A 26,782-nucleotide genomic window follows, 5' to 3' on the forward strand; every position below is an offset into this window, starting at 1 on the left:
AAAAGTAATAGATCCAATTCTATTTGGAATTAAATATAAAAATAAAAAATGAACAAGGCCATATATATAGCAACAAGCGAACAGAATAGTGGTAAGTCAATTATAACTTTAGGGTTGATGAGTATGCTTATTGGCAAGACTGCCAAAGTAGGTTATTTTAGACCCATTGTAGAAGATTTTGAAGAGGGAGGATTTGACAATCATATTGAAACGGTGATTGGTCATTTTGGGTTAGACATTCAATTTGAAGATGCCTACGCTATTACAAAAAGTAAACTAATCAAAAAGAAGAACAAAGGAAAAATAGGAGAGGTCCTTGATTTGATTATTGAAAAATATAAGAAATTAGAAGAACGTTTCGATTTTGTTTTGGTTGAAGGAACTAGTTTTACAGGAGAAGGAACTGTTATAGAATTAGATATGAATGTTCTAATTGCTAAAAATCTGGGGATTCCAACTATTATTGTTGGCTCCGGAGTAGGGAAAACATTAGAGGAATTAATTGATAGTCTTTACCTAGCATACGATTCATTCAAAGTAAAAGAAGTAGAGGTTTTGGCTGTAATCGCTAATAAAGTCCAAAGGGAGAATATAGAATTGGTAACTACAGGATTGAAAAAAAGTTTGCCGGAGAGCGTATTAGTGAATTCAATTCCTTTAATTTCTAATTTGAATAATCCCACAATTCAAGAAATTGTAAACAAATTAGAAGCTAAAGTTTTATTTGGGTCTGCTTATTTAAACAATCAAACCGGTAATTTCAGCGTGGGTGCCATGCAACTTTGTAATTACCTATTGCACTTGAAAGAAAATAGTCTGGTAATAACTCCAGGTGACAGAGCTGATATTATTCTTGGTGCGTTACAAGCAAATGAATCAGTTAATTATCCGACAATTTCAGGAATTCTTCTTACCGGTAATATATTGCCTGAAGTGAGCATCTTAAAATTAATTGAAGGACTTTCTCCGGTTGTTCCAATTTTTGCTGTTGAAGAAGGAACGTATTATATTACCAATAAAATAGGTTCAATTAAGTCCAAAATTTACGCGGATAACAAGCAAAAAATTGAGACCTCTATCCTAACGTTCGAAAAATATGTAGACTTAGATAATTTGGCTGAAAAGCTAATTACTTTTGAAGCCGAGGGAATGACTCCAAAAATGTTTCAATATAATTTGGTAAAAAGAGCCAGAAAACATAGGAAACACATTGTTTTGCCAGAAGGAAACGATGAAAGAATCATTATTGCGGCTTCTCGATTACTAGCAATGGATGTGGTTGATATTACGATTATTGGTAACAAAAAACAAATAGAAAGCAAAGTCTCAGAACTAGGTTTAGAGTTCGATTTCTCAAAAGTTGACATCATTAATCCAATAGAATCTAAATATTATGATGATTATGTAAACACGTATTTTGAGCTGCGAAAAGCAAAAAACGTAACTGTAGGAATGGCGAAAGATTTGATGGATGATGTTTCGTATTTTGGTACAATGATGGTTTACAAAGGACATGCTGACGGAATGGTTTCCGGTGCCGCACATACGACGCAACATACCATTTTACCCGCGTTACAATTCATTAAAACAAAACCCAATTCATCAGTGGTTTCCTCGATATTTTTCATGTGTTTAGAGGATAGGGTTTCTGTTTTTGGAGATTGCGCTATTAATCCAAATCCTACTGCGGAGCAATTGGCTGAAATTGCCATTTCTTCTGCCGATTCCAGTTTGGCTTTTGGTATTGAACCAAAAATTGCGATGCTTTCCTACTCATCCGGTTCATCCGGAAAAGGAGATGAAGTGGATAAAGTGCGAACAGCGACTGAAATAGTGAGAAAAAAACGTCCCGACTTAAAAATTGAAGGGCCTATACAATATGATGCTGCCGTCGATATGGATGTGGGGAAAAGTAAAATGCCAAATTCGGAAGTGGCAGGACAAGCGAGTGTTTTGATTTTTCCGGATTTAAATACAGGAAATAATACGTATAAAGCAGTGCAAAGAGAAACGGGTGCGTTAGCAATTGGACCAATGTTACAAGGACTGAACAAACCCGTAAATGATTTAAGCCGCGGTTGTACGGTTGATGATATCATAAATACTGTCGTGATTACAGCGATTCAAGCACAAGGATTATAAAATGAAAATATTAATTGTAAACTCAGGAAGTTCCTCTATAAAATACCAATTAATCAATATGCCCGCGAATGAAGTCATTTGTTCGGGGATGATTGACCGAATAGGATTGGAAACTTCAAATCTAACGTATGTTACGAATACTACTAAATTAGAAGAAACTTTGCCTATCGCAAACCATAAAATAGGTTTGGAGAAAATTGCCAAATTACTGATGGACGAAATAGTAGGAGTGATTAAAAGTACGGATGAAATTGAAGCGGTCGGACATCGTGTGGTGCATGGTGGAAGCGCTTTTTCGAATACCGTAATTATTACCAGTGAGGTAAAAGACAAAATCAGACAACTTTTTGATTTAGCACCCTTGCATAATCCAGCGAATTTGGAAGGAATAAATGTGGCCGAGGGAATTTTCAATTCGGCAATACAAGTAGCTGTTTTTGATACTGCATTCCATCAAACGATTCCAGTTGTGGCGCACAAATATGCATTGCCGAATTCCCTTTTAACAGAGAATAAAATTCGTGTTTATGGATTTCACGGAACGAGTCATAAGTATGTTTCAGAAAATGCGATTCATTATTTGAAACAGAATTCTATAAATAAAGGCTCGAAAATTATTACGATACATTTAGGAAATGGATGTAGCATGACAGCCATAAAAGAAGGAAAAAGCATTGACCATACGCTTGGTTTTGGTCCTATGAATGGTTTGATAATGGGAACCCGAAGCGGAGATGTAGATCAATCCGTGATTTTTTATCTAGTTAACTCTTTGGGTTATACGCTTGATGAAGTCAATACGATGTTACAGAAACAAAGTGGAATGCTTGGTCTTACCGGCTACAGCGATTTGAGGGATGTTGAAGCGAATGCAGCGAAAGGAAATGTTGATTGCCAGTTGGCTTTAGATATGAATGCCTATCGAATTAAAAAACATATTGGTTCGTATACGGCAGTTTTAAATGGACTTGATGCTATTGTTTTTACGGCAGGAATAGGAGAGAATTCCTCTTATATTCGAAAACTGGTATGTACAGATATGGATTATTTCGGAATAGAATTAGACGATTCCAAAAATGAAATTCGTTCAAATGAAATTCGGGAAATCAATACACCCGAATCGAAAACTAAAATATTAGTTATTCCTACCAATGAAGAAATTGAAATAGCAAATCAGGTATTTGAATTACTGACGAACTAAGAAAATAATCAATTTGAAAAAAGCTTCTGTAAACAGAGGCTTTTTTTATACCTTTTATTTGAGAAATCTAATTATATTTGGATATAAAACGCCACATTTTGAAAGCAAGAATTACAGTATTAATCCTATTATATTTTTTTTCGTTTCAACTTTATTCTCAAGAGTTGCTACCTTTTGTTGAGAATTACAGCAAGTCTAATTATCAAGGGGACAATCAGATTTGGAATCTGGCACAAGGAAATGATAATGCCATGTATTTTGCAAATAATTATTATTTATTGCGATACGATGGTGTAAAATGGGAGAAATATACGTTGCCTAACAAAACGATAATTCGTTCCATAATGGTGGATGGAGATAAAATTTATTCCGGTTCTTACAAGGAATTTGGTTATTGGTACCGAAAAAATGGAAAGATGTTTTATGTTTCTATTTCTGATAAAACTAAGGTTTTTGATGAGAATGATAATGAGGAAATTTGGAAGATATTTAAATTTAAAGGCAAAATTTACTTTCAATCTTTTAATGGAATTTTTCTGTATGATGGAAAAATAATCAAGAAAAATAAGTTTGATTTTTTGGTTTCTTATTGCTTTCCGGTTGGCAATGAATTATTTGTTGCTACAGTAGAAAAAGGAATTTTCAAGATGAATAATTCCACGTTTGAAAAAGTAAAAGGTTGGGACATTTTAGAAAATAATGTAATTCATGCGATTGAAAAATTTCAAAACAAAACGTATATTTTTACTAAAAAAAACGGCGTTTATGTTGATGATAAAGGTGTTTTAAGTCCCTGGAAAAATCCTTTAAACGATATTTTAAAAATGGCTAATATTAATGTGGCCAAATTCATTAAAAACAATAAATTAATCATTGGTACAGCAAGTAAAGGTGTTTATGTTTTTGATTTAAACACCAATTCCTATAAAAACATCAATAGAAATAATGTCTTGATGAACAATTCTATTTTGAGTGTGGGTCTGGACAAAGAAAATGATTTATGGCTTGGTCTGGATAATGGAATTGCACATATAGAGGTCAATTCTCCAATATCTATTTTCTATGATAACTCGGGAGTTTTAGGCTCTGTCTATTCTGTCGCTACAATTGATAAAGGTTATCTGATGGCGTCCAATCATGGTATTTTTAAATTAGAAGACAATCAATTTACTATAGTTCCAAATACCGAAGGTCAGGCATGGAATATCAGCAAAATAAATAACAAATACCTGATAGGTCACAACGAAGGCACTTTTGTTTACGATAGCGGATTGTTCTATAAATTAAGTGCTGTACACGGGGGGTGGAATGTAGCAAAAAGCAATATCAATAATTCGTATTTGCAAGCAACATATAGCGGTGTAATTATTTATAATGATATTGAAGATTTGAATCAAAAGAAAAGTATTAAAGGATTAGTAAAACCAATTAAATATGTAGCTCAAAATAGGAAAAATGAAATATGGGCTGCTGATAACAATAGAGGTTTGTATCGCATTCTGTATAATGATGCCTATGGAACTACTGCGATTGAAAATGTTACCCAACGCAGCAAAATCAGTAATGATTTTGGAGTAAAAATATTTGAGTTTAGAAACGAAATACTTTTTTTGATTAATAAATCCTGGTATACTTACAATTCAATCAGCAATCAACTGGAAGAAAATGAATTGTTTAATACTAATTTTAAAAATGTATCAAATATTGTTTCTATTGATGAAAATTACTTTCTGATACTTCAAGAAGGCCTTTTGTACCATATTTATGCCAATGGCAATAAATTTGTCCGTACTGTTATTCAAGAGAAATATTACAAGGGGAAAATTATAAATGATAATTTAAAAGTTTTCAAAAACAAAGATAAGTATCTGTTAAATCTCGATGATGGTTTTATCTCATTGCAATTAAAGTACACGAACAAGAGGGAATCAAATGTAAAAATGGAAGCTTTTGTTAATGATAATTTGGTCAACAATAAAGCAACAATACCTTACAATTCAGAACTTCGTGTAGATGTAATCTCAGGTGCTTTTGGTGCAGCAAGACCGAATTTATTTTACAAAATTAATGGAACTAAAGAATATATACCTGTAAATGAAGGTCTGATTGTCTTGAATAACTTGAATAGTGGTTCTAATGAGATTACCGTTTATCTTCATGATGGACTGAATTATGATAAAATTTCCAATTTTCAATTTTTTGTCGCTAAACCGTGGTATTTTTCTATTTGGATGATTTTATTGTACTTTGTTGTAGTTGGAGGAATATTGTATTTGTATTACAAATGGAATAAAATGCGCTACCTGCAGAAACTGGAATTACGAGACGAAGAGCTTAAACATCAAAAGAAAATTCTGGAGATAGAATTAAAGACCGAAAACGAATTAAATCTTCAGGAATATGAAAAACATATTTTAGAACTCGAATTGCAATCGAAGTCTTCAGAGGTTGCAGGCAAATCGCTTTCAATTGCGAAACAAGGTGAAATGATTGAAAATATTCAAAGTATCCTGGATTCCGATGTGGATTTTAATAAACTGAAAAGTGAAATTAAAAAAGTTATAAAAATTAATGCCGTTAACAAGCATGAATGGGAAACCTTTGAAACAAATTTGAATCAGATTCACAATGAATTTATAATTAACCTTTCTAAAAAATATCCGCACCTAACTTCGAAGGATATTAAGCTCTGCATCTACTTAAAAATGAATCTTTCGTCGAAAGAAATTGCACCTCTGATAAATATATCTTTCAGAGGTGTAGAACTACATCGTTATCGTTTAAGAAAGAAATTAAACTTAGTTCAGGAAGAAAACCTCTCTAAATTTTTATTAACAATATAAAAAAAGAGTTATTTTTATAGATATTACACTATTTAACCTCTTTTATTAAGGAATCAGAGTACATCATTACTACATCATTTAGATGTAGTGTAATGTATTTTTTACCTTTCGTAGCTATTGTAAAATAGTGATTTTGTGTGCTAAATCAGCATTTTGATGTATTCATGTAGTAATTCCGTTGTATCAACTATAACGTTGTAATTATCTAATTTGGCCTTACTAACTTTAACAAATTATTAATATATGAGAAATTTTATTTTTAGCTTTTTAGCACTCATTCTACTTCCGGCATACATGTCTGGTCAAGTAATTAAGGGAAAGGTAACGGATCGAAGCGGAATTGGTGTTCCAGGAGCAATTGTAATTGCAGTTGATTCTAGAACTTCTGCCGATACTGATTTTGACGGAAACTTTAATATTAATGCCAAAGTAGGCGAAATGTTAAAGATTAGCATGGTAGGTTTTGATGCTGTATCAGTAACCGCAACTGGAGGTGAAATGACTGTAACGCTAAACGAATCGAAAGACACTGAATTAAAAGAGGTGGTTATCATAGGATATGGTTCTAGAAAAAAATCAGACAATACAGGATCAATATCACAACTATCTGCGACAGACATCACCAAAACTAAAGTGTTGAATGCCACACAAGCAATTCAGGGAAAAGCAGCTGGTGTTCAGGTTATTGGAACAGATGTTCCGGGAAGTTCTCCTTCGCTAATCATAAGAGGTATTGGTACGTATGGTGCTGACAGAACTCCTTTATATGTAGTTGATGGTATTCCGACCAAAAACATAAATAATTTGAACTCCAATGATATTGCATCTTTTGATATTTTAAAAGATGCATCATCTTTAGCAATTTATGGAAATCAAGCGGCTAATGGAGTTGTAATTATTACCACCAAAAAAGGAAAAGGAGACAAGACTACCGTTGAATATGATGGTTTTTTTGGAGTTCGTACTCCGTTAAGAACAGTTAAAATGGCAGGCTCAAATCGTTTTGCTTATTATTCTGATGTTGCTGAACAAAACACCAGATTTTCAACCGATCAACGTTATAATACGAACTGGTTTGATGAAATTACCAGATTAGGAATGTATTCTTCGAACAACTTATCGATTTCTGGTGCTTCTGAAAAGATCAATTATCTATTCAGTTTAAACTACTATGATGAAAAAGGTGTTTTAGACGGATTAGATTTTAATCGTTTTACTTTTAGAAATAACAACGATTACAAACTTTCGGATAAAGTAAAAATTACGCAAACGTTAAGTGGTTCAATTTCAAAGTCTACACCTAAACCTTTATCTGCTTTTACTTCAGCGTACAAACAATCGCCTTTAGTACCAGTTAAATATGACAATGGACGATGGGGAATGCCAATTATTGGTGCGGATGGACAAGCCTCTACGACTGGATCTTTGTTTAACAACGTAGGTAATCCTGTAGCTCAGTTGGCTTACTTTACTGAGGAACAAAAAAACATATTATTACAAGGAAGTCTTGGATTGGAATATAAAATTTTTGATGAATTAAAATTCACATCAAGAGTGGGATTGGAATACAACACCTTCAAAAAGTTTTCTTACACACCTACACGTGAATTGTGGTTAGCGGCAGATCCTTCAAGAGAAACAGCTAATTACTCCGCTTCAGAACCAATAAATGAATTGGTAACTGGAAGAAGTGATTACTTTAACTGGAACTTTGATAATTTCTTGACGTACAATAAAAAGTTTGCCGATATTCATGATGTTGAAGTAACTTTAGGTATGTCAGCTCAACAATTTGGCAGCCGTGAAGAATTAGAAGTAAGAGGTAGAAACGTACCTGAAAATTCGAACTATTGGAGTTTAAATCAATCTACTGCTCCTTCAAATAATCTTGTAACACGACACGTAATTGGAAATCAAAGAAATTTAATTGGATATTTTGCACGATTCCAATATACATTGAGGGAAAAATACCTTTTCACGGGTACGATTCGTAGAGATGGTTCTTCACAATTTGGTTCCAATAACAAATGGGGTAATTTTCCATCATTTGGTTTGGGATGGGTACTTTCTAAAGAAGATTTCTTAGCGGAAAGTAAAACAATCAGTTTCCTAAAACTACGTGGTGGTTGGGGAAGATTAGGAAATCAAAATGTTCCTATAAACCAACAAACATTCAATTCAGGAGCAGGTTTAGGATATGATTTTGGGGGTTCACTGTATTCTGGAACTACTATTGGTGCATTTATTGACCCTACTTTGGGTTGGGAAATTACTGAAGAGACCTCAGTTGGTTTAGACTTTAAAGCATTAGAAAATAAATTATCAGGATCTTTGGATTGGTATGATAAGAACACTATTAATGTTATTCTGAATGTTACTCCGCCGCTTACAGTGGGAACAGGAGCAACTCCTGCTCATGCAGGTGAAATATCCAACACTGGATTTGAAGTTGCTTTGCGTTGGGATGATAACATCAATGATGATTTAAAATATTGGATTGGTGCTAATTATTCGAATAATAAAAATGAAGTTTCAAAAGTATTTAATCCATTAGCAATCAGACAAAATGGTGGTTTCATTAACAACGGACAGTTTACAAAACGATTGGAAGTAGGACAACCTTTAGGAAGTTTCTATTTATTTGAAGTAGCAGGTTATGATGCGAATGGGAATTTTACTTATTTTGATAAAGATGGTGGAATTACTTCGAATCCGGTTGAAACAGATAGAAAATTCTTCGGATCTTCACTACCAACTTATTATTACGGTATGAATTTAGGTTTCGAATACAGAAACATTGATTTTTCAGTGGATGCTTATGGCGTAGGTGGAAACAAAGTGTATAACGGTAAAAAAGCGCAACGTTTTGGTAACGAAAATATTGAAGCAAGTATTGCTACGGATTTTTGGACACCATCAAATACAAATGCAGGAAATCCGGCACCGTTTAATTCAGTTCCGTTATCTTCAGATTATTATTTAGAATCAGGAGCTTTTCTTAGAGTAAACAACATTACTTTAGGATACACATTGCCTAAAATGACAACATCTGTTTCTTCAGTTCGTATTTATGCAAGTGCAATAAATCCATTTATATCTCAAAAGTTCACTGGATATTCTCCAGAATTGAATAATGATGGTGATCCAATGGGACTGCAAGGAATTGAGTTAGATGCTTATCCTACTTTAAGTTCATTCATTATTGGTGCTAACGTAAAATTTTAATAAGATGAAAAAAATATTTATACCCATAGCTTTAGTGGCGGTTGCGCTGCTTGCTACTAATTGTTCAAATGAATTTATAGAAGTAGCTCCGACAGAAAACATAGCCGAAGCCGATTTATTAACAATTTATAATAATAATGATGGCGCAAAAAGTTTTGTAACGGCTATTTACAGCAACGCATTGAGTTTTAGCGCGAGTTCTTTTTCATGGAACGGATTAACAAGTATGACCTCAGATGATGCTGATAAAGGATCAGATCCTGGAGATTCAGGAACAGATAAAGACAAGTGTGATGCGCTTACTCTGGATGCTACATCTTTATCCGTTCAAGAAGTTTTTGAAACGAATTATCAAGGGATAAGCAAGGCCAATATCGCGTTAAACTACCTCCCGCGATTAGACAAAGCTGATGCTGCTGTTGTGGCACGATTAACAGGTGAAGTTAAATTTCTTCGTGCTTTAATGTATTTTAATTTGGTAAGATGTTACGGTGGTGTGCCAATTGTGGATCACGTTCCGGTACCATCATCTGCTGCAGATACAGATATGACATTAATACGCAAGTCAAAAGAAGAAGTGTATAAATTCATTGAAACAGATTTATTAGCGGCTATTGCGGCACTTCCTGAAAAATCAGGTTATGCAATATCTGATTTAGGTAGAGCTACAAAAGGCGCTGCTCATGCCTTATTAGCGAAAGTTTATTTATACCAAGGAAATTGGCAAGGTGTCAAAGACCAATGCGCTGCTGTTAACGGTTATAATTTAGTGGCTGATTATGCTACAATTTGGAGAGAAGTTGGCGAAGATAGTGTTGAATCTATTTTTGAAATCCGTGGTTACGGAGGTAATCCATCTCAAGGTATTGAAGGGTATATGGTCTCTCAAGGAGCCAGAGGAACAAGCGGTTGGGGTTGGGGTTTCAATACACCAACTACAAGTCTAGCTAATTCGTATGAAGCAGGCGATGTGAGAAGAGACGCTACAATTGTTTTTGCAGGCGAAACAATGTGGGACGGCAGAGTGGTTTCTCCACTTGTTGCTAATCCTAGATACAACGAGAAAGCGTATGTAAGTAACACCAAAGAAACATTCAATGGTGATTGGGAAACGACAAAAAATATTCGTGTATTGCGTTATGCAGAAGTTTTATTGATGCAAGCTGAAGCGGCAAACGAAAGTGGTACTGGTGATGTAACTGGGCCTTTAAACAAAGTCAGAAACAGAGCTGGTTTAGCCAAAACAATTGCTACTGGACAAGTTGCTTTGAGAGCTGCAATTAGAGCAGAAAGAAGACATGAATTGGCTTTTGAACATGACAGATGGTTTGATATTGTAAGAACTGGTCAAGCGAAATCAGCTATGGCCGCTGACGGAAAAACTTTTGTAGAAGGGAAACATGAATTGTTTCCTATTCCTCAAAAATTTATCACGCAAGCGGATGGGAAAGCGACACAAAATCCAGGGTATTAATTAAAAATAAATCCCAAACCTTTTCTCTTTCCTGATGTATTTCGGGAAGGAGCTAGGGGAAAGGAAAACTACATAAAAAATCTAAAAATGATTAAATTTTCAGCTTTATTTATGCTCATTACTTTTCTTGGATGTGATTCCTCTGGACCAAGCACAGATAATGGTCCCGTCGTTACTCCACCAGTTACTGTGCCTCCGGTTGTAAAACTAACGGACGAGGAATTATTGGATGTCGTTCAAAAACAAACTTTTGCTTATTTTTGGGATTATGCGGAGTCCAATTCCGGGATGGCAAGGGAGCGCTATATTCCTCAGGATCCTTCATTTGATCAAAATATTGTTACCACAGGAGGTTCTGGTTTTGGTCTGATGGCTATCGTTTCAGGAATGTCTCGTGGTTATATTTCAAAAGCACAAGGAGCAGAACGTCTGAACAAAATTGCTAATTTTCTGAATACTGCGGAGCGCTTTCACGGAGCTTGGCCGCATTGGATAAATGGTACTTCAGGTCGAGTTATTCCTTTTGGAACAAAAGACAATGGTGGTGATTTAGTAGAAACGTCTTTTTTAGTGGCCGGTATGATCACCGTTCGAGAATACTTTAAAAACGGAACAACCGAAGAAAAAGCAGTAGCCCAAAAATTTGATGATTTGTGGAAAGGAGTGGACTGGCAATGGTACACCAACAATCAGAATAAATTATTCTGGCATTGGTCTCCTAATTACAATTGGGAAATGAATTTTCCTCTGGAAGGCTACAACGAATGTTTAATTACATATGTTATGGCAGCAGCTTCGCCGACACATGCAATTGCTCCGGCTGCTTATCACGAAGGTTGGGCGAGAAGTGGTGGAATAGTTTCAGCCAGAACTAAATACAATCTCCCTTTGATTTTAAAACACAATGGTGCCGAAGAATTTGGCGGACCATTATTTTGGGCTCATTATTCTTATTTGGGTTTAGATCCAAATCAATTGACGGATAAATATGCCAACTATTGGGATTTGAATTCCAATCATACTAAAATCAACTATTTATATGCAGTAGCCAATCCAAAAAGTTTCAAAGGATACGGCGCTAATTATTGGGGATTGACAGCTTCGTATTCTCGTAATGGCGATGGTTCTATTGGATATGATGCGCACATGCCAAGCAATGATAAAGGCATCATTTCACCTACGGCAGCGATAAGCTCGATTGTATATACACCGCTGGAAAGTAAAGCATTCATCCGTAATTTATATGAAAATTATAAAACAGAAACTTGGGGCGTAGCGGGATTTTATGACGCGCATAGTCAGCATTATCAATGGACTGCGCAACGTTATTTGGCGATAGACCAAGGACCCGAAATGGTTATGCTGGAGAATTATCGTACCGGTTTATTGTGGCAATTGTTTATGAATGCTCCTGAGGTAAAACAAGGTTTGATTAATCTTGGTTTTCATTCTGGTAAATATGGATTTTAACCCAATCCACTCAAATAAATAAAAATTATTAGTAATTAATAAAATATAAAACATGAAAAATAGTATAAAAATATTTTGTCTGACTACTGTGTTTTCAATGCAGTTATTGACAAGTTGCTCGGATAATGTCGACACGAATGAGCCATTAGAATATCCTCCAATTGGTTCTTACAATACTTCTGATGATGTAAATGCAGTAAATCTGATTGCAAAATGGAGTTTCGATAATAGCATTGCTGATTCAAAAGGCGGCCTTACCGGAACAGGAAAAAATGTAGCCTATACCGAAGGTATCAAAGGTCAGGCTTTTCAAGGTTCTAAAGCTCAGGAGCGTTATGCAGTTTACAACAATGCAACTGCTGTAGGTGCGTTGAGTAGTTTCAGTTTCAGTTTTTGGATGAAATCCGGACAAACCGTCCCTGATGGCGGTGCTCCGGGACAAGGAAAAGGGATTCAAGGAATCTTTTCTTTAGTAAACCCGGCTGGTTTTTGGGGAGGATTAAACTTGTTTCTTGAAAATCCTGATAATGCCAGACCTAATACCCTTCGTTTAAAAATGGGAATTGAAAACAAGAGGGTTGCTTGGGGTGGACAAGGTCCAATTTTTAATATCGATGGAGCAATTGATACTTGGATTCAAGTGGTTTTAACCTATGATGCAGTAACTTCGAGATACACCGTTTATAAAAATGGAGAAAAAGGAACGACTAGTATTTACGGAACACCTTATGGTCCTTTTACGGACTTAAACGGTTCTTGTATTCTTTACGGGGATAATCCAGGTGGACCTGACGGAAGCAATGCCAATCCTAACAATGCTCCATTGTACGGTGCATTGGTTTTTGCAACTCCAAATTTATCTCAATTAGTGATCGGATCCAATCAATTCAGTACTTCACCATCTTTAACTACCACGCATGGCGACGAAGGCTGGGCAACAGATTATGCTGGATTGCTGGATGAAATGAGAATTTATAAATCAGCTTTAAATGCTAGCGAAGTAGTTGCTCTTTATAAATTGGAAAAAACAAACAGATAATAATGCATAAAATAAAAACAGATTACTGAATCTTAAAAGTAATCTGTTTTTTTAATTCTTTTCTGATGAACCCAAAGCTTCTTTTTCTTCTATTGATGGTAACCCAATTTTCGTTTTCACAAAATGATATAATTGGTACCATAAAAACGGAAATCGTACAAAAACGTGAATTAGCGTATGCTTTACATATTCCAAAAAATATTAAAGAAAAAAAACCTCTGATTATTTTTCTGCACGGTTCTGGAGAAAAAGGAACGGATATTGAAAAAGTAAAAGTGCACGGACCGTTCAAGTATTTGAAAAGTCACGACCTAGAAGCCTATGTTTTGGCTCCACAATGTCCGGAGAATGAATATTGGAATGAAGAAGTATTGTATCGATTGATTTTAAAAATCCAGAAAGAATACAATATTGATCATAGCAGAATTTATCTAACAGGTCTTAGTATGGGGGCTTGGGGCGCTTGGAATCTAGCTTTTGCACATCCCGAAACTTTTGCGGCTTTAGTCCCAATTGCGGGATTTGTCGATCGGGTTCCTATGATTGAAAGTTGTAAAATCAAAGTTATTCCTATTCGGATTTTTCACGGATTAGTAGATGATGTTGTCAATGTGGAGTATTCCCTTACGATGTATAAAAAATTAAAAAGTTGCAACGCCAATGTGGAACTAACCATTTTTGATGATGCAAACCACGACAGTTGGTCGCGTGTATATGACAACCAAGAAATTTATGATTGGATGTTCCAACAAACAAAAAAAAGACAAAATGAAAATTAAACTTATTATACTCCTTATTGGCTTTTCGTTTTTTGGCTATAGCCAAAAAAAGTCAATCAAAAAGGCGATTACAATTAAACCTAAAACCGAATTCGTTTCAGAGTTACTCTCTAAAATGACTTTGGAAGAAAAAATTGGGCAATTAAATTTACCCACTTCCGGCGATATTACCACTGGAGCTGCCAATAGTTCTAATGTGGCGAAGAATATTGAAGAAGGTAAAGTAGGCGGTTTATTCAATATCAAGTCCGTTCAGAAAATTAGAGAAGTACAAAAGATTGCTGTCGAAAAAAGCCGATTGAAAATTCCGTTGCTTTTTGGAATGGACGTCATTCACGGGTATGAAACGACCTTTCCTATACCGCTTGGATTGTCTTGTACTTGGGACCTTAAACTGATTGAACGAAGTGCTCAAATTGCTGCTCAGGAAGCAAGCGCTGATGGAATTAACTGGACATTTTCTCCTATGGTTGATATTTCTCGCGATCCGCGTTGGGGAAGAGTTTCTGAAGGTTCTGGTGAAGATCCTTTTTTGGGAAGTCAGATAGCCAAAGCAATGGTGCATGGATACCAAGGTGATGATTTGTCAAAGAATAATACCATTTTATCCTGTGTGAAACATTTTGCCTTGTATGGTGCGCCGGAGGCGGGACGAGATTACAATACCGTTGATATGAGCAGAATAAAAATGTACAATGATTATTTCCCTCCATATAAAGCCGCTGTTGATGCAGGTGTAGGTTCTGTTATGGCGTCTTTCAACGAAATTGACGGAATTCCAGCAACTGGAAACAAATGGTTGATGACTGATGTGTTGAAAAAACAATGGGGCTTTAAAGGTTTTGTCGTCACTGATTTTACAGGAATTCCTGAAATGATCGAGCACGGAATGGGAGATTTGCAAACCGTATCTGCTTTGGCATTAAATGCCGGAATTGAAATGGATATGGTGGGTGAAGGTTTTCTGACGACTTTAAAGAAATCAGTGGAGGAAGGAAAAGTAACTATTGAACAAATAGATAATGCAACTCGTCTTATTTTGAATGCTAAATATGATTTGGGCTTGTTCCATGATCCGTATCGCTACACAGATGCTAAAAGAGCTAAAACAGAAATATTCACAGCAAGCAACAGAGCCGAAGCCCGAAAAACGGCTTCTCAATCTTTGGTTTTATTAAAGAATCAAAATCAGTTGCTTCCTTTAAAAAAGGCAGGAACTATTGCTTTAATCGGACCATTGGCTGATGCCAAAGAAAATATGGCAGGAACCTGGAGTGTGGCCACTAATATGGAAAACTCTGTTTCATTATTGGCAGGAATAAAGGAAGTAGCAGGAAATTCTACTAAAGTGCTTTACGCCAAAGGAAGTAATTTGGATTATGATGCGGCTTTCGAAGAAAAAGCGACTATGTTTGGCAAAACCTTACATCGCGATAATAGAACTACCGAAGAATTATTGGCAGAAGCCTTGAAAATAGCGAATCAATCAGATATAATTGTTGCTGCCCTTGGTGAATCTGCTGAAATGAGTGGAGAAAGCAGCAGCCGAACTAATCTTGAAATTCCACAAGCTCAAAAAGACCTATTGCAAGCCGTATTAAAAACAGGAAAACCGGTTGTTCTGGTTCTATTCACAGGTCGTCCTTTGGTTTTAGTGCAAGAAAGTGAAACGGTTCCCGCAATTTTGAATACTTGGTTTGCAGGAAGTGAAGCAGGAAGTGCGATTGCTGATGTTTTGTTTGGCGATGAAAATCCTTCCGGGAAACTAACAGCCACGTTTCCGAGAAGCGTTGGACAAGTGCCTATTTATTACAGTCAAAAAAATACAGGAAGGCCGCTTGCTAATAAAGAAGGTAAATTTGAAAAATTCAGATCCAATTATATAGACGAAAGAAATGAACCGTTATATCCTTTTGGTTTCGGATTAAGTTACACCACTTTCGACTATTCAAACTTGAAAATTTCATCGAATAAAATGAAGTTCAATGAGAAAGTAACGGTTAGCGTTGATGTTACCAACACTGGAAATTATGATGGTAAAGAAGTCGTTCAATTGTATATTAGAGATTTAGTGGGTTCAGTTACAAGGCCACTTAAAGAGTTGAAAGGATTTCAAAAAATTGCTATTAAAAAAGGAGAAAAACAAACAGTAAGTTTTGAAATTTCTGTTGAAGAATTAAAATTTTACAATTCGGATTTACAGTTTATAGCAGAACCGGGTGCGTTTCAAATTTTTGTCGGTACAGATTCTAATGCAGAGAAGAAAGTTAGTTTGGAGTTGATTAAATAAATTTGGTTTGTTTATTTATGATCGGCCCTTCAGTGTTTTTACTGAAGGGTTTTTTTTAACAAAAAAATGGTATTTGTTAAAAGTTACACTATGAAAAACGGCTATTTTATTTACTTTTATCAATTCAAAAAAATCATTCAAAATGAAATATTTATTTTTTCTTTTTCTACTTTTTCTATCCAATTTTGGGAATGCCCAAAGCGTTCAATCTCCATCGGGGAAAATAGTCTTAAATTTCAAATTAGCGGCTAATGGACAACCTTTATACGCTGTAAGTTACAAAAACAAAGCGGTTATTTTAGAAAGTGCTTTAGGCATAAAATTAAAGGAAAAACCAGCTTTAGATGCTAATTTTGAAATCTTGACTTCAAAAAATTCTAGTTTCAACGAATCTTGGAAACCAGTTTTAGGGGAACAATCCAGCATCGAAAATCATTATAATGAACTTATAGTTTCTTTAATCAATAAAGAATCTAAAGTAAAAATGAATATCATTTTTAGAGCTTTTGACGAAGGAGTCGCGTTCAGATATGATTTTCCAAAACAAGCTGATTTGAATTATTTTATCATTGCTGATGAGGTTACTCAATTTAATTTGACAGAAAATAATAAAGTATTCTGGATTCCTGGAGACTTTGACAGTAATGAATACGAGTACAATGAAACAAAGCTTTCAGAAATTGACAACTCTAAAATAAATATGAATAATGGAATTGGAGTAAAATCTATTCCAGGAAAATATATGGTTCAATCGCCTTTGATGATGAAATCGCCATCGGGTTTGTATCTTAATATTTTTGAGGCTGCAGTAGTGAACTATCCGGTAATGCATTTGAATGTAGATGTCAAAAATTACAAATTGACCGCTCAATTGGTTCCTAACGCCATAGGAGACAGAGCTTATTTACAAACTCCATGTGTATCTCCTTGGAGAACTATCATGATAAGTAATGATGCCAGAGATGTTGTAGGGTCTAAAATGATTTTAAACTTAAACGAACCTTCTAAAATTGATGATACTTCTTGGATAAAGCCAATGAAGTATATTGGAATTTGGTGGGAAATGCACGTGGGAAAATCGACTTGGGATTATGCAGGGTCACAGAACGCAACTAATTTTGCAGACGCACCAAAAGCATCTGGAAAGCATGGAGCAACGACCGAAAACACCAAAAGATATATCGATTTTGCCGCCAAAAATGGTTTTGATGGCGTATTGGTAGAAGGATGGAATGTAGGTTGGGAAGATTGGAACGGAAACTGGAAGGAAGAAGTTTTTGATTTTGTAACACCTTATCCGGATTTTGATATTGCGGCTATTTCGGCTTACGCCAAATCAAAAAACGTAAAAATGATCATGCATCATGAAACATCTGGTTCTGTTGCTAATTATGAACGCCATTTGGACCGTGCTTTCGAGAATATGGTAAAATATGATTATCCTGCAGTTAAAACAGGTTATGTGGGTAAAATTATACCACGTGGAGAGTTTCATGACGGCCAAACGATGGTGAATCATTTCAATTTTGTTGCAAAACGTGCGGCCGATTATAAATTAATGGTTAACTCTCATGAATCTTCACGCCCCACAGGTTACGGAAGAACGTATCCGAATTATGTTGCTGCCGAAGCCGCTCGTGGGACTGAATTTAATGCTTGGAGTATTGGAAATCCTCCTATGCATGAAACTATTTTACCATTTACAAGACTTTTAGGCGGACCAATGGATTATACACCTGGAATTTTTGAAATAAAAATGAGTTATTACGACAAAAATAAAACAGAGCAGGTTCATACAACGTTAGCAAAACAATTGGCTTTGTATGTAACTATGTATTCTCCAATTCAAATGGCGGCTGATTTACTTGAAAATTATGAAAAATATCCAGATGCTTTTCAGTTCATCAAAGATGTTGCTGTTGATTGGGATGAAAGTAAATATCTTCAAGCGGAGCCAGGCGATTATTTAACGATTGCAAGAAAAGCAAAAGGAAAAGAATCTTGGTTTCTAGGAGCAATTACAGATGAAAATGCAAGGAAAACAGAAATAAAATTAGAATTTCTTACCAAAGGTAAAAAGTATAAAGCTATTATTTATGAAGATGCAAAAGACGCGGATTGGAAAAAAAATCCTATCGCCTACAAAATTAAAACGATGATTGTAACAAACAAATCAAAAATCAATTTGAATTTAGCAGCTGGCGGAGGAACAGCAATAAGTTTTGAACCAATTAATTAAACAATTAAATCCTGCAAGTGTCTAAAATCTTGCAGGATTTTTTTTGATTTTTTATTTAATAATAATGCAGGAATGTCGAACTTGCAATGCAAATAAATAACTAAAAGTTAATAAAATTTTTGAATCACAATCTATCAGCGCATGAAAAAAACAACATTTTTAGCAGTATTATTTTTCAATGGAATTACGCTTTTCGCTCAAACAACTGAGGAGCAAACCATAAAGGCTATTTACAAATCATCATTAACAAATTCAAAATGCTATTCTTGGTTGGATTATTTGTCCAATAAAGTCGGGGCTAGATTATCAGGTTCCGCTAATGCGGAGAAAGCAGTTCTATATACCAAAGCACAATTAGAAACATTAGGACTTGACAGCGTTTATCTTCAGGAAGTGATGGTGCCAAAATGGGTTCGTGGCGAAAAAGAAACTGCATATATACTATACAATAAAACTAAAATAAATGTGCCTGTTTGTGCCTTAGGAGGTTCTGTAGCTACATCAAAAAACGGACTTACGGCTGAAGTAATAGAAGTATATAGCATCAAAGAATTAGAGGCTTTAGGAGCTAAAATTAAAGGAAAAATAGTTTTCTTCAACCGGCCGATGGCGGATGAACAAATAGAAACATTTAATGCTTATAGTGGCTGTGTAGATCAAAGATATGCTGGAGCAAAAGAGGCTTCAAAATTTGGTGCTGTGGGTACAATTGTACGTTCTATGAATTTACGATTGGATGATTTTCCTCACACCGGAGCACAAAGTTATGGTGATATCCCAAAATCACAATATATCCCAACTGCAGCGATTAGTACAAACGGAGCGGAATTGCTTAGTAAAACTTTAAAAAGCAATCCAACTTTGAAATTCTATTTGAAAATGTCATGCCAGCAAATGGACGATGCGTTGTCTTATAACGTCATTGGAGAAATTAAAGGAAGCGAACGTCCAGAAAATATTATGGTTGTGGGTGGACATCTTGATTCTTGGGATTTAGCAGATGGCTCTCATGATGATGGAGCAGGAGTAGTTCAAAGCATGGAAGTGGTAAACATCTTTAAAAACTTGGGTTATAAACCAAAAAATACCATTCGAGTAGTGCTTTTTATGAATGAAGAAAATGGAGGCAAAGGCGGAAAAAAATACGAAGAATTGTCAAAAAAAAATAAAGAAAATCACATTTTTGCTTTAGAAAGTGATTCAGGAGGATTTAGTCCCAGAGGGTTTTCTTTTGAGGCAGATGATGCTAATTTTAATAAAATAGTAAGTTGGAAAAACTTATTTGAGCCTTATCTAATACATAGTTTTGTAAAAGGGCACAGTGGTTCAGATATCGAGCCATTAACTTCTAAATCGATTGTAAAAGCAGGTCTAAAGCCAGATTCGCAACGCTATTTTGATTATCACCACGCTTTAAATGATAAATTTGATGCCATCAACAAAAGAGAGTTAGAATTGGGAGCGGCAACTATGGCTTCATTAATGTATTTAATGGATCAAAATGGAATTATAGAATAAATAACCAATGCATTAATAAGGTGTTAGATTCTCAATATTTAAAAGATATGGTGAATTTGGCACCTTCATTTATTTTACTTTCAACAGCAATTCGACCGCCTAAGCTGGTGATATGATTGTAGACTAGGTACAATCCGATACCATTACTGTCAATGTTACTATGAAATTTTTCATACAACCCAAAAATCTTGTCTTTCACTTTATCCATATCAAAACCAAGTCCTTCATCTGCGAAAATTAATTGATTTATTCCATTGACTTTTTTAGATTGGATGGTAATAAAGGGTGCATGATGTAGTTTTGCATATTTAATTGAATTAGTTAATAAATTCAAAAATATACTTTTCATATACGCTTTGTTGAAACGAATATTTTCAAAATCTGAAAAATCAATATTTATAATTGCTTTTGAATCTTGTACCAAGGAATTAATGGAGGCAAGTACTTCATTAAGCGATTCATTTAAATTTATTTCTTCAATTTGAGTATTTATACTTTTATTTTCAACCAATTCATCAATCGAATCGTTTAGTGTTTGTTTTAAATTTTCACTCGTTAATTTAAGAATGTTAATTAATTCCAATGTTTCCGGATCATTGATTTTAGAAATATCGATAAGACTAAAGACTGAAAGCATGTTATTAATAGGAGACTTTAAATCATGGGATGTTTTGTGCGATAAAACGGTAAGCTCCTTGTTAATTTGTGTAAGATTGGCAAGAAGTAAATTCCGTTCTTCTTCAATTCTTTTTTTATGCGTGATGTTCTTGGCAATGGCATACACTAATTTCTCGGATTCAGCAGGCATTGATGTCCATGATAACCAGACAATTTCCCCGCTTTTAGTTAAATAACGGTTTTCAAAATTTAAAAGTGGCTTGTTTTTATATACTTGTTCTCTGGTTTCGATGGTAATTTTAAGGTCTGCTGCATAAACAAAACTACTTATGGGTTTAGCATATAATTCCTCCTCGGAATAACCTAATAATTTTGAAACAGCAGGATTTATTCTCTTGAAATAGCCATCAAATCCTGCAATACAAATAAAATCAGCTGAGATATTAAAAAAATTATCGAAGTTATAGGTCCCACCTGAATCAGGATTTGCTTTTTTTATAGTCATTGCGTTTAAAAATTATTTCTTATTCCAATTTTAGATAAATACAAATTTTATGAATTGTTTACTTTTATAGGATATCATAATTTCAAATTTAGCTAAAAATTATTTATAATAAAACAATGATATTCACAAATATATAATTAAAATGAAATGTATCGCTAACATTTTTTAAAAAAGCAAGTTAAACAAAAAAGGCTGTCATTTTATAGACAGCCTTCTTTATATAATTTATACATAAAATGGTTCAATGTGCTTTTATAACTTAATTTAAAACTGATTAACAGTTTTTCTAATGGCTGTTAACTTTGTCATTAAATTTTCAAAGTAGTCTAAATGCAACATGTTTGCCCCATCACTTTTTGCATTAGCAGGGTCAAAATGTGTTTCTATAAAAATCCCATCAACCCCAACAGCAATTCCGGCTTTGGCAATAGTTTCAATCATATCAGGTCTTCCGCCCGTTACTCCTGCCGTTTGGTTGGGTTGTTGTAACGAATGCGTTACGTCAAGAACCGTAGTTGCATATTGTTGCATAGTAGGAATCCCTCTAAAGTCAACAATCATGTCTTGGTAGCCAAACATAGTTCCGCGATCTGTAACCATTACGTTTTGATTGTTACAATCCAATACTTTCTGTACCGCATGTTTCATGCTTTCTGGACTCATGAATTGCCCTTTTTTCAGGTTTACCACTTTTCCGGTATTGGCAGCGGCCACGACCAAATCAGTTTGGCGAACAAGAAATGCTGGAATTTGAAGCACATCAACATATTGAGCGGCCATTTCTGCATCTTCATTTGTGTGAATATCCGTTACGGTCGGAACTCCAAAAGTTTTCGATACTTTTTCCAGTATTTTCAATGCTTTTTCGTCTCCAATTCCAGAAAAACTATCGATTCTTGAGCGATTGGCTTTCTTAAAAGAACCTTTAAAAACAAAAGGAATTTCTAATTTATCAGTGATACCAACTAATTTTTCGGCAATACGCATTGCCATTTCTTCTCCTTCAATGGCGCAAGGTCCGGCAAGTAGAAAAAAGTTGCCACTTTCAGTATGTTTGATTTGTGGAATATGATGTATGTTCATAGTAGTTATTTTTGAAAGTGCGAAGGTAATTAGAAAATATGATTTAGTATTTTTTTGAAGCTATTTCCTGCTATCCGTTACAATCTTTTATTTTTTAAAGAAAAAATAAAAGGATTTTCACTGCTATCAGGGCTAGGGCAATCGTTTGTAATTTAATTTATCTTTAAACTAAGACCAACAGGAACCATTAAAATTCCTTTTTCATATATATTCAAATAGAGTTTTACAGGTTTTTTTTGACCCTCCCATTTTAATAAATAAACGTCGAGAAATCCAGCACCCAATTCCGTTCTTTTAGTGGGGAAAGGACAGCAACTTTCTAATTTTGTATAACTAATTTTTTCGCCTTTAGGTCCCGCTAAAGCATTCAAAAAGCGTTGCTGATTAATAGAGTCTTCTTTTGTAGTCCTGTAAAAAATGTTGATGGGGTAATCTTGATCATAACCGTATTTTTTGTCCTTGCTGTATTCCGTAATAATGAAAGTATTATTTTGAGATAATGTGAGAACAGGGGCATTATCATCTACATTTTTTAAAGTAGATTTACTGCTCACACAAGATACAGTAATAATTAATAAAGCGATAAAAAGGACCGTTTTTTTCATATTTTATTTATTTATTTGCGTTTTTAAGCAATATAATTTATTCAGTTTAAAATTGTAAATACTAATTTTTACTACAAATATAAACAGAACTTCAAACGGTTTTGCTACGTCAAATAATAATTGTGCCTTAATTGTGATATTTTTAAAAAGCAGAATCCTTATTTTTGCAAAAAAAGAATCAATATGAATATTATTTTTCAAACTTGGCCTTGGTATGTTTCCGGGTTTTTAATAGGAATAATTATGCTTTCTCTAATCTATTTTGGAAAAGCATTTGGAATGTCATCTAATTTAAGTTCGCTTTGTTCTATGGCAGGAGCAGGGAAATATGTTTCTTTTTTTAATTTTGACTGGAAATCTCAGCGTTGGAATTTAGTGGTTGTTTTAGGTGCAATGTTGGGCGGTTTTGTAGCGGTTCATTTTATGGGTGATCCTTCCAATGTGACTATAAACCCAAAAACAATTGCCCAGTTAGTCCAATTAGGAATCGATGCTCCAAATGGAAAACTGATGCCAGATGCACTGTTTGGAGCACAAATTTGGCAATCTCCAAAAAGTATTCTAATTCTGTTGATTGGAGGAATTTTAATCGGATTTGGAACCCGTTATGCAGGCGGTTGTACTTCTGGTCACGCCATATCAGGCTTGAGTAATTTACAACTTCCATCCTTGAAAGCGGTTATCGGATTTTTTATCGGAGGACTAATTATGGCACATTTTTTATTACCATTAATTTTTTAGAATATGAATGTATTAAAATATTTACTCGTTGGATTTGTTTTTGGAATTGTACTCACAAAATCAGAGGCAGTTTCGTGGTATCGAATTTATGAAATGTTTCAATTTCAATCCTTTCACATGTACGGAATTATAGCTGTAGCAGTTGCAACAGGAGTGATTGGGATCCAAATTATAAAAAGAAACAACATCAAAGACATAAAAGGACAACCAATAGAAATTCAGGATAAAGAAAAAGGTTCTACTCGCTATTGGATTGGCGGAATATTTTTTGGACTGGGTTGGGCACTTGTAGGTTCTTGTCCCGGACCTATCTTCATTCTTCTTGGTGCTGGTTTTTGGAGTGTTCTAATAGTGTTTTTTGGTGCTTTGCTAGGTACTTTTATATATGGATTATTAAAAGATAAACTGCCTCATTAATTAGCTTAAATTGACATTTAAAAATAGCATTTTCAGAAGAGAATGCTATTTTTTTTTGTTTAATTTCAAAATACCAACAACAATTAAATATTGTGCCGTGATATAAGTTGACATAATCAGTAAAGAACTAAATTTAAGAGTTTCATAAAACTTATTAAAAGCTAAAATACTATCAGAACTCACAAAAATAACGGCTCCTAATAAAATATAGATGTTAGCGGGACTATTCCATTTTAAATACCCTTTGAAAGCAAATAAAAGCATCGTTGATAATACGATTGCATACACAATGACAGGGATTTTTAGAGGCCCAAGTCTTGGTAATAATACCGCAAGCATTACCATTAAATAAACTATAATTGCCGTGGTACCTGCCCAAAAAACAGCCTTATTCCTATTTGAATTTATCCGTAATTGTTTGCTAAACAATATGATATAAGCAATGTGAGAAAGCAAAAATGAAACCAGTCCAATTATAAAATAAATTTCTCCTTTGTCAGTAAATAGTAAAACTACATCGCCAATCCAAGAAAATATCAACGCTGTTAGGAGGAATTTTTTAGAGGGAAAATCTCCGCAAGAATAAACGGCAAGAAAAAGAAAAGGAATCAAAAATGGTTTTAGAAACCAAGAAATGTCTTCTCTTCCCAAAATAATTAATAAAAGATAAACGAAACTAATTGCAATGTAGGCTTTGAATGATAAGGTACTTCTCATGAATTGTTTTTAAGATTATGCTACAACTACTTTTTCTTTTTCGAAATTTACACTTACAAAGTAGAGGGAGACTATTAAGGATAACGTAAGATATCCAGTAATGATATAATTTGCGTAAGGGAATAGTTGACTCATCCCAAACCAATCACCAAAAAATAAAATAATGCCAATCCCAAAAACAAATCGGACGCTCTCCCAAAATATTGAAATCTTTCGGGTATCCATCAATTCTGTATAACTGTAAACGGTAACAAAAATGAAAGCACCATATACAAATACATTTGGCAAACCAATTATAGCAATAGAATTATAGAGATAGGTGATAAATAATAAAGTGATTATGGCTTGTGTAATTGACCAAATCATTAATTTTTTGGAATGATTGGTGCCATATTTTTCAAAATCATAAACATTTGTAATTTTATGCACAGGATATTTTTCTTCAAAATTGTCGGGACGCCAGCCCGTTGGTTTAAACCAAATGGTAAATTTATCTTTCCAGTTTTCGGCACGCCAGGCATCCGTAAGCAGTAACCACAAATGTTGAAAGTTAATCCGAATTGGATTCCAGGTTTTCGCAGGTCTTGTTATCCCAAAAACAGGAGGAACCGTTTTTAATTCTTCTTGAAAAGTTCCAAATAACTTATCCCAAATTATAAATATCTGAGAATGGTTTTTATCCATATATTCTGGATTTATAGCATGATGAACCCGATGATGAGAAGGTGAAACAAGTATTTTTTCAAGAAAACCTATTTTTTTTATGTGCTTCGTGTGATACCAAAATTGAAGAAATAAATGGATAGGAAGCGTAATTGCAATCACTTTAGAGGGAACGCCCAAAAAAGCGGCAGGAATCAATAAAAAAGTAAATAAATTGACGAAACTCGATACAGGCTGACGTAAAGCACAAGCTAAATTAAACTCTTCGCTACTGTGATGAATGGCATGCTTGTTCCATAAAAAATTAATTTGATGAGATAAACGGTGGCTCCAGTATCCATAAAAATCAATGGCTATAAAACCAATGATATAAGCCATAATAGTGGCATCCAAATGAAAAATCGCGATTTTTGAAGCAATCCAATCATACGATATTAGCGTAATACTGAGACCCAAAAAATCTTTTACGGAATTGACCATTCCTGAACTTACGCTCGAAATTGAATCCATATTTGGTGTCGTATTTTCACCTTTATAATGCCCGTATAATTTTTCTACTATAATTAATATTAAAAAAATTGGCATTACAAAAACTAAAATTTTACCATATTCTTCCATCTAGTATTATATTTTTTTCAAATATATAATAAAACCTTAAATTTTTTAAATTATTACAGATAATTTATTTTTATATGCTACTGATAGTTGAGTCAATATTTTTTTAACTAAAATGATATTGGTTTTACTGCAAAAATAAATTGGTTTTGATAAAAAGTGATTTTTTTTTAATGTTTTATCTCAGCAAACTGAAAATTTACTCAAAATTAGATTTCAAAATAGAAAATTCCAAGTTTAATTTTCGATGCATATCGAATTTCTAACTTGGAATTTTCAATTTATAATTTTTTCTAAAGTTTTAAAACAGTAATTAAACTATTTCAGCACTCAATCCTGCTTCGAGTAATTGTGTACATTGCGGTTTTAGTTTGTCATATGGACCAGTTTTTACGGTACATTTTCCATTATAATGCACTATTAAAGAGCATTGTTCTGCTTGTTCTGCCGTATGTTGGCAAACACGTATTAGTGTATCTATTACGTGATCAAAAGTATTTACATCATCATTGTAAACTATAATTTCGTTATTAATAGATGTAACTTCTTTTTTGCTAACTTTTTCTCTTACTTTTTCTTTAGTACTCATTTTTACATA

Annotated in this window: 19 protein-coding genes; 13 read left to right on the top strand and 6 right to left on the bottom strand. The window is 34.2% G+C overall.

Translation table 11 applies throughout. From position 1 onward, the window contains the following. The first annotated feature begins 48 nt into the window (after positions 1-48). The 11 genes from pta (at position 49) to C4S35_RS13645 (ending at position 20,220) form a co-directional block, all read left to right on the top strand. Positions 49-2,142 (top strand): phosphate acetyltransferase, encoded by a 2,094-nt coding sequence (pta, locus tag C4S35_RS13595; RefSeq protein WP_104000696.1) that lies wholly within the window; start codon positions 49-51, stop codon positions 2,140-2,142. Between the two features lies 1 nt (position 2,143). Further along, entirely contained in the window at positions 2,144-3,343 is a 1,200-nt protein-coding gene (locus C4S35_RS13600) for an acetate/propionate family kinase (RefSeq protein ID WP_104000697.1), read from the top strand. A gap of 98 nt (positions 3,344-3,441) precedes the next feature. Then, positions 3,442-6,186, top strand: a complete 2,745-nt coding sequence (locus C4S35_RS13605; protein ID WP_244175288.1) for a ligand-binding sensor domain-containing protein — start codon at positions 3,442-3,444, stop codon at positions 6,184-6,186. Positions 6,187-6,429: 243 nt separating this feature from the next. Then, entirely contained in the window at positions 6,430-9,411 is a 2,982-nt protein-coding gene (locus C4S35_RS13610; protein WP_104000699.1) for a SusC/RagA family TonB-linked outer membrane protein, read from the top strand. Between the two features lie 4 nt (positions 9,412-9,415). Further along, positions 9,416-10,885, top strand: coding sequence for a RagB/SusD family nutrient uptake outer membrane protein (locus C4S35_RS13615; protein WP_104000700.1), 1,470 nt, complete (start codon positions 9,416-9,418; stop codon positions 10,883-10,885). A gap of 87 nt (positions 10,886-10,972) precedes the next feature. Beyond that, entirely contained in the window at positions 10,973-12,355 is a 1,383-nt protein-coding gene (locus tag C4S35_RS13620) for a glucoamylase family protein (RefSeq protein ID WP_104000701.1), read from the top strand. A gap of 52 nt (positions 12,356-12,407) precedes the next feature. Then, the gene (locus tag C4S35_RS13625) at positions 12,408-13,394 is read left to right on the top strand and encodes a LamG domain-containing protein (protein WP_146059555.1); all 987 of its coding nucleotides are present in this window, start codon (positions 12,408-12,410) and stop codon (positions 13,392-13,394) included. A 65-nt stretch (positions 13,395-13,459) separates the two neighbouring features. After that, entirely contained in the window at positions 13,460-14,173 is a 714-nt protein-coding gene (locus C4S35_RS13630; RefSeq protein ID WP_104000703.1) for a carboxylesterase family protein, read from the top strand. After that, complete coding sequence (bglX, locus tag C4S35_RS13635; protein ID WP_104000726.1) at positions 14,163-16,463, top strand: beta-glucosidase BglX; 2,301 nt, start codon at positions 14,163-14,165, stop codon at positions 16,461-16,463. Before C4S35_RS13630 ends, bglX begins: the two co-directional genes overlap by 11 nt. A gap of 142 nt (positions 16,464-16,605) precedes the next feature. Further along, positions 16,606-18,702: a glycoside hydrolase family 97 protein gene (locus tag C4S35_RS13640; protein ID WP_104000704.1), complete on the top strand. Its 2,097-nt coding sequence runs from the start codon at positions 16,606-16,608 to the stop codon at positions 18,700-18,702. A 141-nt stretch (positions 18,703-18,843) separates the two neighbouring features. Continuing rightward, a complete protein-coding gene (locus C4S35_RS13645) occupies positions 18,844-20,220 on the top strand; it encodes a M20/M25/M40 family metallo-hydrolase (RefSeq protein ID WP_104000705.1) in 1,377 nt (458 codons plus the stop codon). A 31-nt stretch (positions 20,221-20,251) separates the two neighbouring features. Here the strand turns inward: C4S35_RS13645 and C4S35_RS13650 are convergent, their stop codons facing one another. From C4S35_RS13650 to C4S35_RS13660, 3 genes are all read right to left on the bottom strand, one after another. Next, entirely contained in the window at positions 20,252-21,343 is a 1,092-nt protein-coding gene (locus C4S35_RS13650) for a PAS domain-containing sensor histidine kinase (protein ID WP_104000706.1), read from the bottom strand. Positions 21,344-21,607: 264 nt separating this feature from the next. Beyond that, a complete protein-coding gene (gene kdsA / locus C4S35_RS13655; protein WP_104000707.1) occupies positions 21,608-22,426 on the bottom strand; it encodes a 3-deoxy-8-phosphooctulonate synthase in 819 nt (272 codons plus the stop codon). A gap of 152 nt (positions 22,427-22,578) precedes the next feature. After that, positions 22,579-23,031 carry a 2-dehydro-3-deoxyphosphooctonate aldolase gene (locus C4S35_RS13660; RefSeq protein ID WP_104000708.1) on the bottom strand — a complete coding sequence of 151 codons (453 nt, stop codon included), beginning with the start codon at positions 23,029-23,031 and terminating at the stop codon, positions 22,579-22,581. 183 nt (positions 23,032-23,214) lie between these two features. Between C4S35_RS13660 and C4S35_RS13670 the strand changes: the two genes are divergently transcribed. Beyond that, entirely contained in the window at positions 23,215-23,772 is a 558-nt protein-coding gene (locus C4S35_RS13670; RefSeq protein WP_104000710.1) for a YeeE/YedE family protein, read from the top strand. 3 nt (positions 23,773-23,775) lie between these two features. Next, a complete protein-coding gene (locus C4S35_RS13675) occupies positions 23,776-24,189 on the top strand; it encodes a DUF6691 family protein (RefSeq protein WP_104000711.1) in 414 nt (137 codons plus the stop codon). Between the two features lie 45 nt (positions 24,190-24,234). Here C4S35_RS13675 and C4S35_RS13680 read toward each other — a convergent pair whose 3' ends face one another. The 3 genes from C4S35_RS13680 to C4S35_RS13690 all read right to left on the bottom strand — a co-directional run bounded on the left by C4S35_RS13680 (position 24,235) and on the right by C4S35_RS13690 (position 26,773). Then, entirely contained in the window at positions 24,235-24,906 is a 672-nt protein-coding gene (locus tag C4S35_RS13680; RefSeq protein WP_104000712.1) for a lysoplasmalogenase, read from the bottom strand. Positions 24,907-24,921: 15 nt separating this feature from the next. Next, complete coding sequence (locus tag C4S35_RS13685; RefSeq protein WP_104000713.1) at positions 24,922-26,187, bottom strand: sterol desaturase family protein; 1,266 nt, start codon at positions 26,185-26,187, stop codon at positions 24,922-24,924. Positions 26,188-26,497: 310 nt separating this feature from the next. Next, positions 26,498-26,773: an ATP-dependent Clp protease adaptor ClpS gene (locus C4S35_RS13690; RefSeq protein ID WP_104000714.1), complete on the bottom strand. Its 276-nt coding sequence runs from the start codon at positions 26,771-26,773 to the stop codon at positions 26,498-26,500. Positions 26,774-26,782: the final 9 nt, after the last annotated feature.

Origin of the sequence: Flavobacterium urumqiense (genome assembly GCF_900108015.1) — a bacterium.
In the GTDB taxonomy this organism is placed as follows: domain Bacteria; phylum Bacteroidota; class Bacteroidia; order Flavobacteriales; family Flavobacteriaceae; genus Flavobacterium; species Flavobacterium urumqiense.

Excerpts from the sequence above, each read along its gene's own strand:
- C4S35_RS13610 (WP_104000699.1), top strand. The coding sequence starts at position 6,430 with ATGAGAAATTTTATTTTTAGCTTTTTAGCACTCATTCTACTTCCGGCA.
- C4S35_RS13680 (WP_104000712.1), bottom strand. The coding sequence starts at position 24,906 with ATGAGAAGTACCTTATCATTCAAAGCCTACATTGCAATTAGTTTCGTT.
- C4S35_RS13630 (WP_104000703.1), top strand. The coding sequence starts at position 13,460 with ATGAACCCAAAGCTTCTTTTTCTTCTATTGATGGTAACCCAATTTTCG.
- bglX (WP_104000726.1), top strand. The coding sequence starts at position 14,163 with ATGAAAATTAAACTTATTATACTCCTTATTGGCTTTTCGTTTTTTGGC.
- C4S35_RS13645 (WP_104000705.1), top strand. The coding sequence starts at position 18,844 with ATGAAAAAAACAACATTTTTAGCAGTATTATTTTTCAATGGAATTACG.
- C4S35_RS13685 (WP_104000713.1), bottom strand. The coding sequence starts at position 26,187 with ATGGAAGAATATGGTAAAATTTTAGTTTTTGTAATGCCAATTTTTTTA.
- pta (WP_104000696.1), top strand. The coding sequence starts at position 49 with ATGAACAAGGCCATATATATAGCAACAAGCGAACAGAATAGTGGTAAG.
- C4S35_RS13670 (WP_104000710.1), top strand. The coding sequence starts at position 23,215 with ATGAATATTATTTTTCAAACTTGGCCTTGGTATGTTTCCGGGTTTTTA.
- C4S35_RS13625 (WP_146059555.1), top strand. The coding sequence starts at position 12,408 with ATGAAAAATAGTATAAAAATATTTTGTCTGACTACTGTGTTTTCAATG.
- C4S35_RS13620 (WP_104000701.1), top strand. The coding sequence starts at position 10,973 with ATGATTAAATTTTCAGCTTTATTTATGCTCATTACTTTTCTTGGATGT.
- C4S35_RS13640 (WP_104000704.1), top strand. The coding sequence starts at position 16,606 with ATGAAATATTTATTTTTTCTTTTTCTACTTTTTCTATCCAATTTTGGG.
- C4S35_RS13650 (WP_104000706.1), bottom strand. The coding sequence starts at position 21,343 with ATGACTATAAAAAAAGCAAATCCTGATTCAGGTGGGACCTATAACTTC.
- C4S35_RS13675 (WP_104000711.1), top strand. The coding sequence starts at position 23,776 with ATGAATGTATTAAAATATTTACTCGTTGGATTTGTTTTTGGAATTGTA.
- C4S35_RS13615 (WP_104000700.1), top strand. The coding sequence starts at position 9,416 with ATGAAAAAAATATTTATACCCATAGCTTTAGTGGCGGTTGCGCTGCTT.
- C4S35_RS13660 (WP_104000708.1), bottom strand. The coding sequence starts at position 23,031 with ATGAAAAAAACGGTCCTTTTTATCGCTTTATTAATTATTACTGTATCT.
- kdsA (WP_104000707.1), bottom strand. The coding sequence starts at position 22,426 with ATGAACATACATCATATTCCACAAATCAAACATACTGAAAGTGGCAAC.
- C4S35_RS13600 (WP_104000697.1), top strand. The coding sequence starts at position 2,144 with ATGAAAATATTAATTGTAAACTCAGGAAGTTCCTCTATAAAATACCAA.
- C4S35_RS13690 (WP_104000714.1), bottom strand. The coding sequence starts at position 26,773 with ATGAGTACTAAAGAAAAAGTAAGAGAAAAAGTTAGCAAAAAAGAAGTT.